Source organism: Microbispora sp. H10830 (assembly GCF_014161375.1).
In the GTDB taxonomy this organism is placed as follows: domain Bacteria; phylum Actinomycetota; class Actinomycetes; order Streptosporangiales; family Streptosporangiaceae; genus Microbispora; species Microbispora catharanthi.
The window spans coordinates 600,461-613,985 of the sequence record NZ_JABBWX010000002.1 but is presented as its reverse complement, the minus strand read 5'-3'; the positions used below and the strand labels follow the sequence as shown (position 1 = coordinate 613,985).

Annotated in this window: 15 protein-coding genes and 1 pseudogene; 5 read left to right on the top strand and 11 right to left on the bottom strand. The window is 71.4% G+C overall.

The features are described from left to right. Nucleotides 1–62: 62 nt before the first annotated feature. Nucleotides 63–785: a demethylmenaquinone methyltransferase gene (locus HHX35_RS07650; protein WP_182898142.1), complete on the bottom strand. Its 723-nt coding sequence runs from the start codon at nt 783–785 to the stop codon at nt 63–65. 101 nt (nt 786–886) lie between these two features. On the opposite strand from HHX35_RS07650, the gene HHX35_RS07645 reads away from it, so the two are divergent. Further along, a complete protein-coding gene (locus HHX35_RS07645) occupies nt 887–2,134 on the top strand; it encodes a hypothetical protein (RefSeq protein ID WP_182898141.1) in 1,248 nt (415 codons plus the stop codon). Here the strand turns inward: HHX35_RS07645 and HHX35_RS07640 are convergent. After that, nucleotides 2,131–2,340, bottom strand: coding sequence for a DUF4229 domain-containing protein (locus HHX35_RS07640; RefSeq protein ID WP_030506850.1), 210 nt, complete (start codon nt 2,338–2,340; stop codon nt 2,131–2,133). The genes HHX35_RS07645 and HHX35_RS07640 overlap by 4 nt on opposite strands. Nucleotides 2,341–2,599: 259 nt before the next feature. Between HHX35_RS07640 and HHX35_RS07635 the strand changes: the two genes are divergently transcribed. Further along, nucleotides 2,600–2,821 carry a BldC family transcriptional regulator gene (locus HHX35_RS07635; protein ID WP_079315524.1) on the top strand — a complete coding sequence of 74 codons (222 nt, stop codon included), beginning with the start codon at nt 2,600–2,602 and terminating at the stop codon, nt 2,819–2,821. 112 nt (nt 2,822–2,933) lie between these two features. Here HHX35_RS07635 and HHX35_RS07630 read toward each other — a convergent pair whose 3' ends face one another. Both HHX35_RS07630 and HHX35_RS07625 read right to left on the bottom strand, forming a co-directional pair. After that, the gene (locus HHX35_RS07630) at nt 2,934–3,170 is read right to left on the bottom strand and encodes a hypothetical protein (protein WP_182898140.1); all 237 of its coding nucleotides are present in this window, start codon (nt 3,168–3,170) and stop codon (nt 2,934–2,936) included. Between the two features lie 9 nt (nt 3,171–3,179). Further along, nucleotides 3,180–4,163 (bottom strand): hypothetical protein, encoded by a 984-nt coding sequence (locus tag HHX35_RS07625; RefSeq protein ID WP_220505107.1) that lies wholly within the window; start codon nt 4,161–4,163, stop codon nt 3,180–3,182. Between the two features lie 125 nt (nt 4,164–4,288). Here HHX35_RS07625 and HHX35_RS07620 point away from each other — a divergent pair, with 125 nt between their 5' ends. Then, nucleotides 4,289–4,594 carry a PLD nuclease N-terminal domain-containing protein gene (locus tag HHX35_RS07620; RefSeq protein WP_182898139.1) on the top strand — a complete coding sequence of 102 codons (306 nt, stop codon included), beginning with the start codon at nt 4,289–4,291 and terminating at the stop codon, nt 4,592–4,594. A 59-nt stretch (nt 4,595–4,653) separates the two neighbouring features. Here the strand turns inward: HHX35_RS07620 and ccsB are convergent, their stop codons facing one another. From ccsB to HHX35_RS07590, 6 genes and pseudogenes are all read right to left on the bottom strand, one after another. Then, entirely contained in the window at nt 4,654–5,613 is a 960-nt protein-coding gene (ccsB, locus tag HHX35_RS07615; RefSeq protein WP_182898138.1) for a c-type cytochrome biogenesis protein CcsB, read from the bottom strand. A gap of 3 nt (nt 5,614–5,616) precedes the next feature. Next, the gene (locus HHX35_RS07610) at nt 5,617–7,332 is read right to left on the bottom strand and encodes a cytochrome c biogenesis protein ResB (RefSeq protein ID WP_182898137.1); all 1,716 of its coding nucleotides are present in this window, start codon (nt 7,330–7,332) and stop codon (nt 5,617–5,619) included. After that, nucleotides 7,332–8,063: a cytochrome c biogenesis CcdA family protein gene (locus HHX35_RS07605; RefSeq protein ID WP_139574076.1), complete on the bottom strand. Its 732-nt coding sequence runs from the start codon at nt 8,061–8,063 to the stop codon at nt 7,332–7,334. Before HHX35_RS07605 ends, HHX35_RS07610 begins: the two co-directional genes overlap by 1 nt. Continuing rightward, the gene (locus HHX35_RS07600) at nt 8,056–8,673 is read right to left on the bottom strand and encodes a TlpA disulfide reductase family protein (protein ID WP_310738945.1); all 618 of its coding nucleotides are present in this window, start codon (nt 8,671–8,673) and stop codon (nt 8,056–8,058) included. Before HHX35_RS07600 ends, HHX35_RS07605 begins: the two co-directional genes overlap by 8 nt. A gap of 214 nt (nt 8,674–8,887) precedes the next feature. Continuing rightward, a pseudogene (locus HHX35_RS07595) lies at nt 8,888–9,490 on the bottom strand (histidine phosphatase family protein); the annotation flags it as partial. A 12-nt stretch (nt 9,491–9,502) separates the two neighbouring features. Further along, the gene (locus tag HHX35_RS07590; RefSeq protein ID WP_182898135.1) at nt 9,503–10,432 is read right to left on the bottom strand and encodes a LysR family transcriptional regulator; all 930 of its coding nucleotides are present in this window, start codon (nt 10,430–10,432) and stop codon (nt 9,503–9,505) included. 201 nt (nt 10,433–10,633) lie between these two features. Here HHX35_RS07590 and HHX35_RS07585 point away from each other — a divergent pair, with 201 nt between their 5' ends. Both HHX35_RS07585 and HHX35_RS07580 read left to right on the top strand, forming a co-directional pair. Then, complete coding sequence (locus HHX35_RS07585; protein ID WP_182898134.1) at nt 10,634–11,554, top strand: EamA family transporter; 921 nt, start codon at nt 10,634–10,636, stop codon at nt 11,552–11,554. A 25-nt stretch (nt 11,555–11,579) separates the two neighbouring features. Beyond that, nucleotides 11,580–12,176, top strand: a complete 597-nt coding sequence (locus HHX35_RS07580; RefSeq protein WP_310738944.1) for a Uma2 family endonuclease — start codon at nt 11,580–11,582, stop codon at nt 12,174–12,176. A 4-nt stretch (nt 12,177–12,180) separates the two neighbouring features. Here HHX35_RS07580 and hemL read toward each other — a convergent pair whose 3' ends face one another. Next, a complete protein-coding gene (hemL, locus tag HHX35_RS07575) occupies nt 12,181–13,476 on the bottom strand; it encodes a glutamate-1-semialdehyde 2,1-aminomutase (RefSeq protein WP_182898133.1) in 1,296 nt (431 codons plus the stop codon). Nucleotides 13,477–13,525 lie beyond the last annotated feature (49 nt).

Genomic DNA, 13,525 nt, shown 5'->3' with positions numbered 1-13,525 from the left:
GCGCCGCAGTCTAACCCCTATCCGGCGCGCAGTGTCAGAGGGGTATGGCCAAGCACGTCTCATCACGCTTTGACCGCCCGGTGCAGGGCCACGATGCCGAGCGTGAGGTTGCGCCAGGCCACCTTCCGCCAGCCGGCCTCCTGGATGATCCCCGCCAGCGCCTCCTGGTCGGGCCAGGCCCGGATCGACTCGGCGAGGTACTCGTAGGAGTCGGGGTTCGAGCTGACCATCCGGGCCACCGGCGGCAGCAGCTTCATCAGGTACTGCGAGTAGACGAGGTCGAACGACTTCGGCGTCGGCCGGGAGAACTCGCAGATCACCAGCTTCCCGCCCGGACGGGTCACCCGCAGCAACTCGCGCAGCGCCTGCCCGGTGTCGGCCACGTTGCGCAGGCCGAAGGAGATCGTCACCGCGTCGAACGTGTCGTCGCGGAACGGCAGGCGCAGCGCGTCGCCCGCGACGAACGTCACCCCGCGCACGCCCCCGCCGTACAGGCCGGAGCCGCCGCGCCGCTCGACGCCGGTGCGGAGCATGCCGAGCGAGAAGTCGCACGCGATCGCCCGCGCCCCGAGCGCGGTGAACGCGTCGGTCGAGGTGCCGGTGCCCGCGGCGAGGTCGAGGACCAGCTCGCCGGGCCCCGCGTCGATCGCCGCCGCGGTGGCCTTCCGCCACAGGCGGTCCTGGCCGAGCGAGAGTACGTCGTTGACCAGGTCGTAGCGCCGGGCCGTGCGATCGAACATCGCGGCGACCTCGTGCGGCTGCTTGTCCAGCGATGCGCGCGTCATGCACGCAAGCCTAGGCCGCGAAGGGCATGCCCCCTCATCGCCGCCACCGGATGAGCGGAACGTAGTTCATCGATTACGCTGCGTCTGCTAGAAATTGGGGAATGCGCGTCACCACCGCACTGCTCCCAGTCGCATCGCTCGTCACATGCGCCGCCGTCATCCCCGCCGTCCCGGCGTCCGCCGGGACGCCGCAGCCCCGCGTGGTCTCGGAGAACCCGGTGAACACCACTCCGCACGTGCTGGACGGCATCGTCACCGCGTTCGCGCTGGTCGGCCGCACCGTCGTCGTGGGCGGCGAGTTCAGCGCGGTCCGCGAGGCCCGGGGCGGGGAGGACCTGCCGCGGGCGAACGTCTTCGCCTTCGACCTCTACACCGGGCGCGTCCTGCGCGACTTCGCGCCGGACCTCGACGGGCCGGTGGCCGCGCTGGCCGCCGGCCCCGGCGGCACGGTCTACGTGGGCGGCGCGTTCGGCGCTCCCTATCGGGGCCTGGCCCGCCTCCGCGTGTCCGACGGCGCTCCCGTCGAAGATTTCTCCGCCCCCGTCTACGGCGGGGAGGTCACCAGCCTGGTCCGGCTGGGCGGCGCGCTCTACGTCGGCGGCGACTTCAGCAGGATCGGCCGCAGCCCGCGCACCGCACTGGCCCGCGTGGACACCGAGACCGGCGCGGTGGACCCCCGGTTCACCGTCACGCCCGGCGACGGGCGGCGCGGCGATCCCCGGATCTACGCGATGGCGGCCGTCCGCGACCGCTTAGTCGTGGACGGCTCGTTCACCACGCTCGACGGCCTGCGCCGCCCGCAGCTCGGCGTGATCGACCTGACGACCGGGCGGGTGGCCGACTGGCGAACCGAGGCGTACGCCCCGGCGTGCAAGCCGGACTTCCCGTCGTACGTGCGGGGGCTCGACCTGTCCCCCGACGGTCGTTATTTCGTGGTCGTCACGACCGGCGGGCCGGCGCCGCGCACGTCCAAGCTGTGCGACTCCGCCGCCAGGTTCGAGACGTACGCGAAGGGCGAGGCGGTCCGTCCGACCTGGGTGAACCTGACCGGAGGGGACTCCCTGTACGCGGTCGCGGTCACGGGGTCCGCCGTTTACGTGGGCGGACACCAGCGCTGGCTGGACAACCCGCGGGGCGCCGACACGGCCGGTCCCGGAGCGGTCCGCCGGCCCGGGATCGGGGCGATCGACCCGGTCACGGGCAGGGCTCTGCGCTGGAACCCGACGCGGGAAAGGGGAATCGGGGTAAAGGCCTTCCTGACCGTAAAGACAGGTCTTTTGGTGGGAAGCGACACGACGGAGCTCGGGCATGAGTACCATGCCCGCGTCGGCATGTTCCCGACGACCTAGTTCTTCCCCGCCTCACGCCGTTTCGCGGCGATGCGCTCGCTCACCGCGTCGCGCTGTTTGGTCAGCAGCACGTAGCTGGCCAGACCGCTGACCAGGACCGCGAGCAGGAGCAGCGGGAACGACCGCAGGCCGACGAGATACAGGACGCCGAGGGCCACGGCGAACAGGCCGAGGCGCGAAAGGGTGTAAACGACAACCGGATGCACAGCGTCGAGGTTACGTCACTCTCCCGACGCGCCGGTCTCTCTTCGCATCTGCTGCGGGCACTGCTAGTGTTCACAACAAGGCGCTTTTGTAAAGAAACACCCATGAGCGCCCCAAAGAGGCTCTATCATATAACAATCGGGCACTGAGCCGGTAACAACCCGTGATCTTCTGCGAAAACCACGGATAAATCAGGCTTCGCTCGGCACACTGGTTACCTGTCCGCCCGCTGCAGGACGCGGGACGCGAGGGGGAGAGATTGTGGAGAGTAGCAGCGAGCGACTGCTGACTCCTGGAGAGGTTGCCGCTCTCTTCAGGGTCGACCCGAAGACCGTGACCCGTTGGGCCGCGGCCGGGCGCATCAGCAGCATCCGTACCCCCGGGGGGCACAGGCGATTCCGTGAATCGGAAGTGCACGCCCTCCTTCGCGGTGAGGACGTCCTCACGGCCGAACGGCCGAACGGCGACTCCCCGCGAGTCTGACGCAGTACCAGCACCAGGTGATCCTGCGCGCTACCCGGACGCCGCAGGGTCACCGGAGTCAGCCCCACGTCGAGTCTGCGTCCCGGCCTGTCCTGCTCCCTTGCCGGGTACGTCAGTCCTGCTCCGCCTTGAAGGCCAGGAACGCCTGCTCCAGCGCGTCGTCGCCCTCACGCCAGCGGCGCCGCCGCTCGGCGTCCTCCTCCTCGGTGATCGACTCGGCCAGCCAGCGTTCGTAGTCGGGCTCGCCGGGTGCGACCTCCACGTACGCGTTGCCGATGAGGCGCCCGTCGTCGGTGGTGAGTGACGTGGGCACGCGCAGCGTGCCGTCGCCGAGCCGGATCACGTACATCCGAATCACCTAGATTCCGTAACGCCGGTTGAAGAAGAGCATGACGTTGAGGGCGGCCCGCGTGTCGCCGCCCAGCATGTCGACCAGGGCCGGACGCTGCCGGGACGCGATCGCCGCGAACGCGTCGGCGAAGAACTCCTTGCACCCCAGGCCGCCGGGCTGCCGGTGGAACGACGACGCGAACAGCGGCAGGCACTCCTCGTAGAGCGCCGCGAACTCGGGAGAGTCCGAGACCCACTCTCCCGGACCGGCGTCCACGTCGTCCAGCGCGTGTCCGACTTCGTGCATCATCACGTCCGGCGTGGGTGACGGCCGGTCCCCCACCACGATCTTGCGGTCGCCGTACGCGCCGGCGCAGATGTCCCAGGTGGCCCGCCCCGACGGCAGCGGCGCACCGCGCAGGTAGCCCATGTCGTCCAGGTCGGGCACCCCGCCGCGCCCGACGTAGATGCCTTCGAGCCCGATGGCGAGCTTGGTCTTGAGCTGCTCGGGCAGGCTCGCCAGGCTGTCCACGGCCCGTACGGCGTCGGCGGAGGGCGGCCCTTCGGCGGCGTCCCACTCGCGGTAAAGGATCCGCTCCAGCGGCCCGCAGTGCCGTCTGCCGTCCCGCAGGTCGGGCGCGTCGGGAGAGTGGGGCGCGGCCCGCGTCGGGAGGTCGTCGAGCTCGAAGTCCCGCCAGGTGTAGTGCGGCCGGTCGTCCGCCACGGGCGCCGTCACGGTGTGGATCCGATCCACCGGCTGCTCCGGCGGCCATCCGGTCCAGTCGGCGCCCCACTGCGCATCCCACTGCGCACGACGGCCCTGCGGCCGTTCCGCGGACCGTTCTGTGGGCCGCTCCTGGGTCCGCTCCGCCGTACGGTCGGCGGCTCGGTCGGAAACACGATCGGGAGGACGTTCGGGGAGGTCCGTACGGCGGTGGGAGGACCAGTAGGGCCCTCGCTGCCACCACCGCGACCCCCGCCGGTGGCGGCCCCTGTCGCCCGGCTCCGCCATCGCACCCCTCTGTCAGGCTCCGCGTTCCCGGCATGCCGTGTACCGGTCCACCGTACGATGCCGGGCTGCCCCCGTCACCCCGAAGGCCGACACGATCAGTCACCGGTATGGCTTACCGTGTGGGCATGCCTAGCGTGATTATCGGCCTGGCGCTGCTTGCCCTCTGGCTTTACTGCCTGTTCGACGTGATCACGACCCCCGAGGAGGATGTGCGCAATCTCCCCAAGTTCATGTGGGTCCTCATCGTGATCTTCTTGGCGGACGTGGGCGCGCTGACCTGGCTCCTCGTGGGTCGCCCCCGTGCCCGGCACGCCATGTACGCGGCGGGTGGCGGCGGCGGGTGGGCCCAGAGCGCCGACGTGCCCCGCGGCCCCGACGACGACCCCGAGTTCCTGCGCAGCCTGGAGCGGCGCCTGCGCGACGAGGACTGATCCTCCCCCCGGACGCCGCCCGTCCCCAGGCGCCCCTCTCCCCGGGGCGCCGCCCGTCTTTACTTGGGCACGTCGGCGTAGGAGTGCAGTCCCGAGAAGAAGATGTTGACGCCGACGAGGTTGAACAGCAGGCAGGCGAAGGCGACCAGCGAAACGATCATCGCGGCCTTGCCGCGCCATCCGGCCGTCGCCCGGGCGTGGAGATAGGCGGCGTAGACCACCCACGTGACGAACGCCCACACCTCCTTGGGGTCCCAGCCCCAGTAGCGGCCCCACGCCCGGTCTGCCCACAGAGCGCCGGCGATGACGGCGAAGGTCCAGATCGGGAAGGAGATGACGATCGCGCGGTGCGCGACGCGCTCCAGGCCCTCCCTGCTCGGCAGCACCGACGGCCGCCCGTCCTTGCGGATCAGGTAGAGGATCGCGCAGACGCCCGCCAGGATGAACAGCCCGCTGGCCACGATCGCCGCCGTGACGTGGATCGCGATCCAGTAGGAGTGCAGCGCGGGCATCACCGGGCCCGCCTGGACGTGCAGGAACAGCACGGCGAAGCCCAGCCCGAGCGCCGCGGTCACGGTCACGAACGCGCCGAGGAAGCGGATCGGCTGGCGGATCAGCAGCGCGAGGAACGCGGTGACGGCGGCGAAGCAGATGGCCACCACGAACTCGTACATGTTGGCCCACGGCCACCGGTCGACGGCGATGCCACGGGTGAGGATGCCGCCGAGGTTGCCGGCCCACGCGATCCAGGTGAGGACCACGCCGATCGTTCCCGCCCGGACCGCCCACGCGGCCGGCGGCAGGGCTGAATCCTCCGTCGTGTCCCCGGTCGTGTCCTCCGGCAGCGCGGGACCGCCCGCGCCGACCAGCTGCCGCCGGCGTACGGCCACGACCGTGCGGGCCCGGCCGAAGGCGAGATCCAGCGCGTAGCAGATCATCGCGGCGAGATACAGCAGGACGGTGGCCAGGATGAGCTGGTCGCTCAGCGTGGCGAGACTCTCGTTGACCTCGGCGGGCATCACTCACTCCTCGTCCGGGCGGGCGCCCGGCGCAGCGTTTCCGGTGGGCGCGTCCGGCGCGACGTGCCCGGTGCTCCCGGGCTCGTCCGGCTCGCCGCCCCGATCGCCGCCCTGGTCACCCGCGGACGGGTCGCCGGCGAGCGGGTCGCCGCGCAGGGCGGTGACGATCTGGGTGAACTCCTCGGCGAAGGCCGCGCCGCCGCCTTCGGTGCGGGTCAATCCTCCCACCGTGACCGTCCCGTCCTTCACCCGCACCCAGACGCGGCGGCGGCGGATCGTGAGAGACAGCACGAGCCCGATCACCGCGGCGGCCGCCGCCAGCAGGGCGGGCTCCCGGCCGGGGTCGTAGGTGATCTGGAGGCTGATCCACTCCTTGACGCCGGTGAACTGGATCTTCCCGGCTCCGTCGGCGAGTTCCTTGGTCTCGCCCACGTTGAGCGGGGTCGGCTGGGCCGACATCTTGCCGAGCGGCTTCAGGTTGGTGGTGTCGAGCTGGTACACCGACTGCGGCTGCCCCGACTTCAAGCCGAGGTCGCCGCCGAACGGGAAGACCTGCACGGTCGGGTTCGCGGCTCCCGGGAAGATCGACACCCAGGCGTCGCCGTTCGGAACGGTCGTGGGCAGGAAGCGCGCCAGGAACCCGAGCTGGGTCGGCTGGGCGTCCGGCACCTTGATCACGCACTCGGACGTGTACGTGGCCTGGTCGTCGGCCAGGCACGGCACCGGGCCGTCGTAGGCCACCTGGCCCTTGCCGTCGGTCACCCGGAACGTGGGGGCGTAGCCGTGCCCGATCAGGTAGGTCAGCGTGCCGTTCACGTCCAGCGGATCGTTGACCTTGAGGTCCACCTCGCGCGGCGTGGCCGTCGGCGAGTCCTGCACGGTCAGCTTGGCCAGGTAGTCGAGCGGCTGGCCCTGCTTCTCCCCCGCGGCGACGTAGCTGGCCTGGAAGTCCTTCAGGGTGAAGGAGAACGGCTCAAGCGACTCGGCGGTGACCCGGCTGCCGGGCATGAAGCGGTCGTATGCGGCCACGGCGTTGGAGAAGCCGTCGCCCTCCACCACCAGCACGTTGCCGCGGTAGCCGAACAGGCCTCCGGCGCCGACGGCGAACAGCAGCACGAGCAGCGCCACGTGGAACAGGAGGTTGCCCGTCTCGCGAAGGTAGCCCTTCTCGGCCGACACCCAGCCGTCGCCGGTGACCACCCGGAACCGCCTGCGCCTGAGCGCGGCGGCGGCCTCCTCCAGCGTGAGCCCGCCCTCGAACGCCTCGCTGTGCGGCAGGCGCAGGAGGTTGCGCGGCGCGGCGGGCGGGCGGCGCCGGATCTCCTTGATGTGCGTCAGCGCGCGCGGGAACACGCATCCGGCCAGCGAGATGAACAGCAGCAGGTAGATCGCGGCGAACCAGGGCGAGCTGAAGACGTCGAACAGCCAGAACCGGTCGAGCCACTTCGCCTGGGTCGGGTTGTTCTTGAAATACTGCGCGACCCGGCCCGGATCGACGCTCCGCTGCGGGTAGATGGACCCGGGGACCGAGCCGAGCGCGAACAGGAACAGCAGGATCAGGGCCGTGCGCATCGAGGTGAGCGTGCGCCAGGTCCAGCGCATCCAGCCGACGGGGCCCAGGCCGAAGGGCTTCGTCCGCTCCTGTGCCTGCTGCTCGGCCTGCTCCTGTGCCGCGGGCTCGTCCCGTACGGCGGAGGCGAGGTCGTCGGGGGCGCTCATCAGATCACCGGCCTGAAGCCGCCGACCCACACCTGGAGGTGGACGATGATCTCCGACCACTGCCCGGTCACGAGCAGCACGCCGACGGCCACGAGCATCGCGCCGCCGACCTTGGTGATCAGCGGGGTGTGGCGGCGCACCGCCTTGAACGTGTGGAGCGCCTTCCGGTAGGCCAGCCCCGCCAGCACGAACGGCAGGCCGAGGCCCAGCGCGTACGCGAAGGCGAGGGCGGCGCCGCGCAGCGCGCTGCCCTGGTTCACCGAGAGCGTCATCACCACCGCCAGCGTCGGGCCGATGCACGGCGTCCAGCCGAGGCCGAAGACGACCCCGAGCAGCGGTGCCGTCGCGATCCCTGCCGCGGGAAGCCGATGGATGCGCACGTCACGCTGGAGGCCGGGGACGATCCCCACGAAGGCCAGCCCGAGCACGATCGTCACCACGCCGAGAACCCTGGTGATCACGTCGGCGTTGCCGTGCAGCGCCGCGCCGAGGCCGCCGAACAGCGCGCCCCCCAGCACGAACACGACCGCGAACCCGAGCACGAAGAGCGCGCTGCCGAGCACCATCCGGCCCCGCTTCTGGTCGCCGCTCATGCCCGTGACGTACGACAGGTAGCCGGGGACCAGCGGCAGCACGCACGGCGAGACGAACGACACGAGCCCGGCGACCGCCGCGATCGGCGCGGCCAGCAGCAGCGACCCGGTCGCGACGGTGCTGCCGAGGTCACTCATCGGTCACCTTGGTGACGGCCGACAGCAGGTCGTCGTACTTGACCGCGCCGAGCGCGCGGGCGGCGATGCGGCCCTGGGCGTCGATGATCAGCGTGGAGGGGATGGCGGCGGGCGGCACCGTGCCCTGGAACTGCAGCAGCACCTTGCCGCTCTGGTCGTAGATGCTCGGGTAGCCGGGCTTGACCGCCCGGTCGTACGCCTGCGCGGACGCCTCGAGGTCCTTGAAGTTGACGCCGAGGAACTCCACGCCCTTGGACCTGGTGGTCGCCGCGATGTCCTTGAGCGTGGGCGCCTCAGCCCGGCAGGGCGCGCACCAGGAGGCCCAGAAGTTCAGCACGTGGACCTTGCCCGCGGTCAGCGAGGCCGTGCCGCCGTCGAGGGTCTGCCCCTCGATCACGGGCGCCTTGTGGCGCTGCGCGGCGGCGAAGAACTCGACACGGCCGTCCCCCGCGACGAAGCGCGTGTCGCCGGAGCGGGGCTGGGCCGCTTGGCCACCCGCGCAGCCGGCGAGGGCCGTCGCGGCCACGGCCGCGGCGGCGAGCGCGGTCAGACGCTTGGCGGTGGCGCGGTTGGCGGTCACGCGGTTGGCGGACAGGCGCTTGGCGGACACGGGAGGAGGATCTCCTTGTACTACAACCGGTAGAGCTGTAAGCCTACCGACCGGTGCGGGTGCCCCGTTCGCCGGGTCACACGCCGGGGACGGATCGTGGTCCGGGCGTCTCCTCGTCCTCCGAGCCCGTCCGAAGGGCCTCCGGGAGCGCCTCGTCGGCCTTGTCGAACAGCGCGGCCTCACCCTGCGGCGGCGCACCGGCCCTGAGCAGCGCCCCCGCGGGCTCGCTGTAGCCGACGCTGATGAGCCGATCGCCCTCGAAGGTCAGGCTGGTGAGGCTGGCGAGCGCGCACTGGCGGCGGCGTGGGTCATGCCACAGCCGCCTGCCCTCGGCCGCCAGCCGGATGATCCAGATGGGCAGCTGGTGGCTGACGAGCAGTGCCTCGTGGCCGCGCGCCGCCGCCCGCGCGTCGTCCACGACCGCCTTCATGCGCGCCACGACCTCGGTGTACGCCTCGCCCCACGACGGACGGAACGGGTTCCTGAAGTGGCGGTAGGAGCGGGGGTCGCGGAAGACGTTGTCGCTCCCGGTCATCCGCAGGCCCTCGAAGACGTTGCCCGCCTCGATCAGCCGCTCGTCGGTCGCCACCTCCAGACCCAAGGCCAGGGCGGCCGGCGCCGCGGTCTCCTGGGCGCGCTCCATGGGCGAGCTCCACACCGCGACGATGTCCCTGCCCTCGACGGCCTTGGCGACCACCTCGGCCATCCGGCGGCCGGTCTCGGACAGGTGGTAGCCCGGCAGCCTGCCGTACAGGACCCCACGGGGATTGTGAACCTCACCGTGCCGGAGCAGGTGAACGATGGTCATCTCTGTCATGACCTGGACAGCCTACCCGCCAGGCAGCTCTGAGCACGCGGTGCGCAGCGCGTCGGCAGCAGAGCGCAGCGCGTCGGCGGCGGCGCGGATCGCGGGACGCCGGGCGGCGTCGGTGCGCCAGACCGCGTAGATGCGCCGCACCGGCGGCGGCTGGACGGCCAGGACGGCGACGCCCTCGGGCAGCGGTCCCCGGCCCAGCCGGGGGATGAGCGCGCAGCCGTGGCCCTCGGCGACCAGCGCGAGCTGGGTGGGGTACTCGTCGGCCATGCAGACGATCCGCGGCTCCCGCTCCTCGGAACGCAGCAGGAACACCAGGAAGTCGTGACACACCGTGCCTGGGGTCGAGCTGATCCAGTTGTCGCCGGCGAGGTCGCTCAGCCGCACCCGGTCGGCGTTCACCAGGGGGTGGTCGGCCGGCACGACGACGTCGGCCACGTCGTCGAGCAGCGCCGTGCGCGACAGGCCCTCGGGCAGCGCCATCGGCCGGTTGAGCCAGTCCTGCAGGACGGCGAGGTCGAGGTCGCCGCGTGCCAGTTCGCGGATCTGCCGCTCCGGCTCCCTCTCGTAGACGAGCAGGTCGAGATCGGGATGCTGCCTCTTGAGCGTGGTCAGGGCGCGCGGCACGATGCCCCGGGCCGCGGTGGGGAAGGCGGCCATGGTCAGCTTGCCGACCACCGCCCCGCGCAGCGCCTCGAAGTCGGCCTCCGCCGTCTCCACGAGCGCGAGGATGCGCTCGGCGTGCTCCGCGAGCAGCCCGGCGGCGTCGGTCAGCTTGACGCCGCGCCCGTTGCGCTCGATCAGGACGGCGCCGGTCTCCCGTTCGAGCTTCGCGAGCTGCTGGGAGATCGCCGAAGGGGTGACCATCAGCGCCTCGGCCGCCGCGCCCACGGAGCCGTAGACCGACACGGCGTGCAGTGCCTTCAACCGGTTCAGGTCCAACATGTAGACAGTCTAAACCGTGCTGCTTAGAAAAACTTGTTTGCGCTCAACTGTTTAGCGATGCGACGATATGCACATGCGAATCTTCAACAAGCTCTTCACGAAGCCCACCCGTTCCGAGCAGACCTCCTATCTGGAGACCCTGGCGAGGCAGGCCAGGCAGACCCGCGAGCGCCGTCCCTCGCACTGATCTCCCGCTGATTCATGCGCCCCCGCCACCTGGCCCTCGCCGTCGCGCTCGCGGCCGTCTGGGGCGTCAACTTCGTCGTGATGCAGACGGGCCTGAAGCACTACCCGCCGCTGACGTACGCCGCACTCCGGTTCCTGCTGGCCGCCTTCCCCGCCGTACTGGTCGCCGGAGGGCCGCGCGTGCCCTGGCGGTGGGTGCTGGCCACCGGCGCGTCGCTGGGCGTCGCCCAGTACGGCCTGCTCCTGCTCGGAATGCGCGCCGGGATGCCCGCCGGGCTGACCTCCTTGGTCATCCAGGTGCAGGCCGTGTTCACCGCGCTGTTCGCGACCGCGCTGCTGGGCGAACGGCTCGGCCCTCGGCGGATCGCCGGGATGGCGGTGGCCTTCGGCGGTCTCGGCCTCATCGCGGCCGGCGTCGCCGCGAGGTCGGGGGCGATCCCCTTCGGGGCGTTCCTGCTGTGCGTCGGCGCGGCGGCCGGGTGGGGGCTCGGCAACGTCGCCACCCGCAAGGCCGCGCCGCCCGACTCCCTGCGGTTCATGGTCTGGGTCAGCGCGGTCTCGGCGCCGCCCCTCCTCGTGCTTTCCCTGGTGACCGAGGGACCGTCCTCGCTGACGTCGTTCACGCCCGAGGGCGTGGGGGCCGTGCTCTACACCGCGTTCCTGTCCACCCTCGGCGGCTTCGCGGTGTGGGGGTGGCTGCTGGCGCGCTACGACGCCTCGGTGGTCGCGCCGTACAGTCTGCTCGTGCCGGTCTTCGGCATCGCCTCCGCCGCGCTGTTCACCGGAGAGCTGATCTCCCCTCTCACGGTCGCCGCGGGCGCTCTCATCCTCGCCGGCCTCCTGCTCGCCAACTCACGCCCCCGTACGGCTCCCACCCCCGAAAAGCACCCCCTCCCCGCCTCCCGCCGACCCATCCCCGGTCTACACGCGGAGTGACGGTCTCGTCACTACACTGCCTGACGTGAGCAGCGCGTTCGAGTACTGGCCGGCACCGCCTCCCTGGGGGTGGAGCGTGGACGACCTCGATCATCTGCCCTGTGAGGGTCCGAACGGCGAGCCCGACTTCTTCCGGCACGTGGAACTGATCGACGGAGCGCTCGTCTTCATGGCCCCGCAACAGCGGTTCCACCAGCGCTTGATCCAGGAGTTCACCAAGCGCCTCGACGACCAGGCTCCCGGCCGTCTGGCGGCAGTCCATCGCATGGACGTCAAGCTGGGCCCTCGGACGCGTCCGTGCCCGGATCTGATGGTCATCGACGCCGAGGCCGCGGCGGACAACGCGCGTACTTTCTACGAGTCGCGAGAGGTCCATCTCGTGGTCGAGATCGTCTCCCCTGAGTCGGTGGAGCGCGACCGCAAACTCAAGCCGCTGCGGTACGCCGAGGCGGGCATCCCGCACTTCTGGCGGGTGGAGGAGAGCGACGGGCGTCCCGTCGTCTACGTGTACGAACGGGACCCCGCCACGGGCGTGTACACGCCGACCGGGATCCACCACGGGCACCTGGCGGTGCAGGTGCCCTTCCCTTTCGAGGTGGATCTCGACCAGCTGGTGAAGTAGGGGTTCAGACTCCGGCGGCCTGGGCGGCGGCCTTCGCGGCCAGGGGCAGGGCCTCGGCCACCCGGGTGAGCGCCTCGTCGTCGTGGGCGGCCGACAGGAACCACGCCTCGTACGCCGACGGCGGCAGGTAGACGCCCTGGTCGAGCATGCTGTGGAAGAACGCGCGGTACGCGTCGGTGTTCTGCGTCCGGGCCGAGTCGAAGTCGGTGACCGGGGTGTCGGTGAAGAAGATCGAGAAGAGGTTCCCGGCCCGCTGGAGGCGGTGCGGGACCCCGGCGGCGGCCAGCGCGTCGGAGGCGGCCCTGCCGATGACCAGCGCGGACGCGTCGATCCTGTCGTACACGTCGTCGTCGCAGGCACCCAACGTGGCCAGGCCGGCCGCGCAGGCGAGCGGGTTGCCCGACAGCGTGCCGGCCTGGTAGACGGGCCCCTCGGGGGCGAGGGCGGCCATGACCTCCGCCCGCCCGCCGAACGCGGCGGCGGGCAGGCCGCCGCCCATGACCTTGCCGAACGTCATGAGGTCGGCCTCGACGGGGTCGATGCCGTACCAGCCGGAGGCGGACACGCGGAAGCCGGTCAGCACCTCGTCGATGATCAGCAACGCGCCGTGCTCGGTGCACAGCTCGCGCAGGCGCCGGTTGAAGCCGTTTGCGGGCGGCACGACGCCCATGTTCGCCGGGCACGCCTCGGTGATCACGCAGGCGACCTCGAACGTGCGGAACGCCTCCTCGACCGCCTCGACCGAGTTGTACGGCAGGACGATCGTGTCGGCCGCCGAGGCGCCGGTGACGCCGGGGGTGTCGGGCAGGCCGAAGGTGACGACCCCGGACCCGGCCGAGGCCAGCAGCGCGTCCACGTGCCCGTGGTAGCAGCCGGCGAACTTCACGACCTTCGCCCGCCCGGTGAAGCCGCGGGCCAGCCGTACGGCGGACATGGTGGCCTCGGTGCCGGAGCTGACCAGGCGGACCTTCTCGACGGGGGCGACCCGGGAGACGATCTCCTCGGCGAGCAGGACCTCGCCCTCGGTCGCGGTGCCGAACGAGAAGCCGCGCGAAAGGGCCTCCTCCAGGGCCTCCACGACGGCGGGGTGGCGGTGGCCGAGGATCATCGGGCCCCAGGAGCACACCAGGTCGACGTAGCGGTTGCCGTCCACGTCGGTGATGTACGGCCCCTCGCCGGAGGCCATGAAGCGGGGCGTGCCGCCCACGGCGCCGAAGGCGCGCACCGGCGAGTTGACGCCGCCGGGAACGATCCGGCGGGCGCGGTCGAACAGGTCCTCGGAGGTCTGCGTGCGAGTCACGCCCTCCAGATTACGGGCCCACCCGTGCGGAGCCCCTACCGGGAACGGG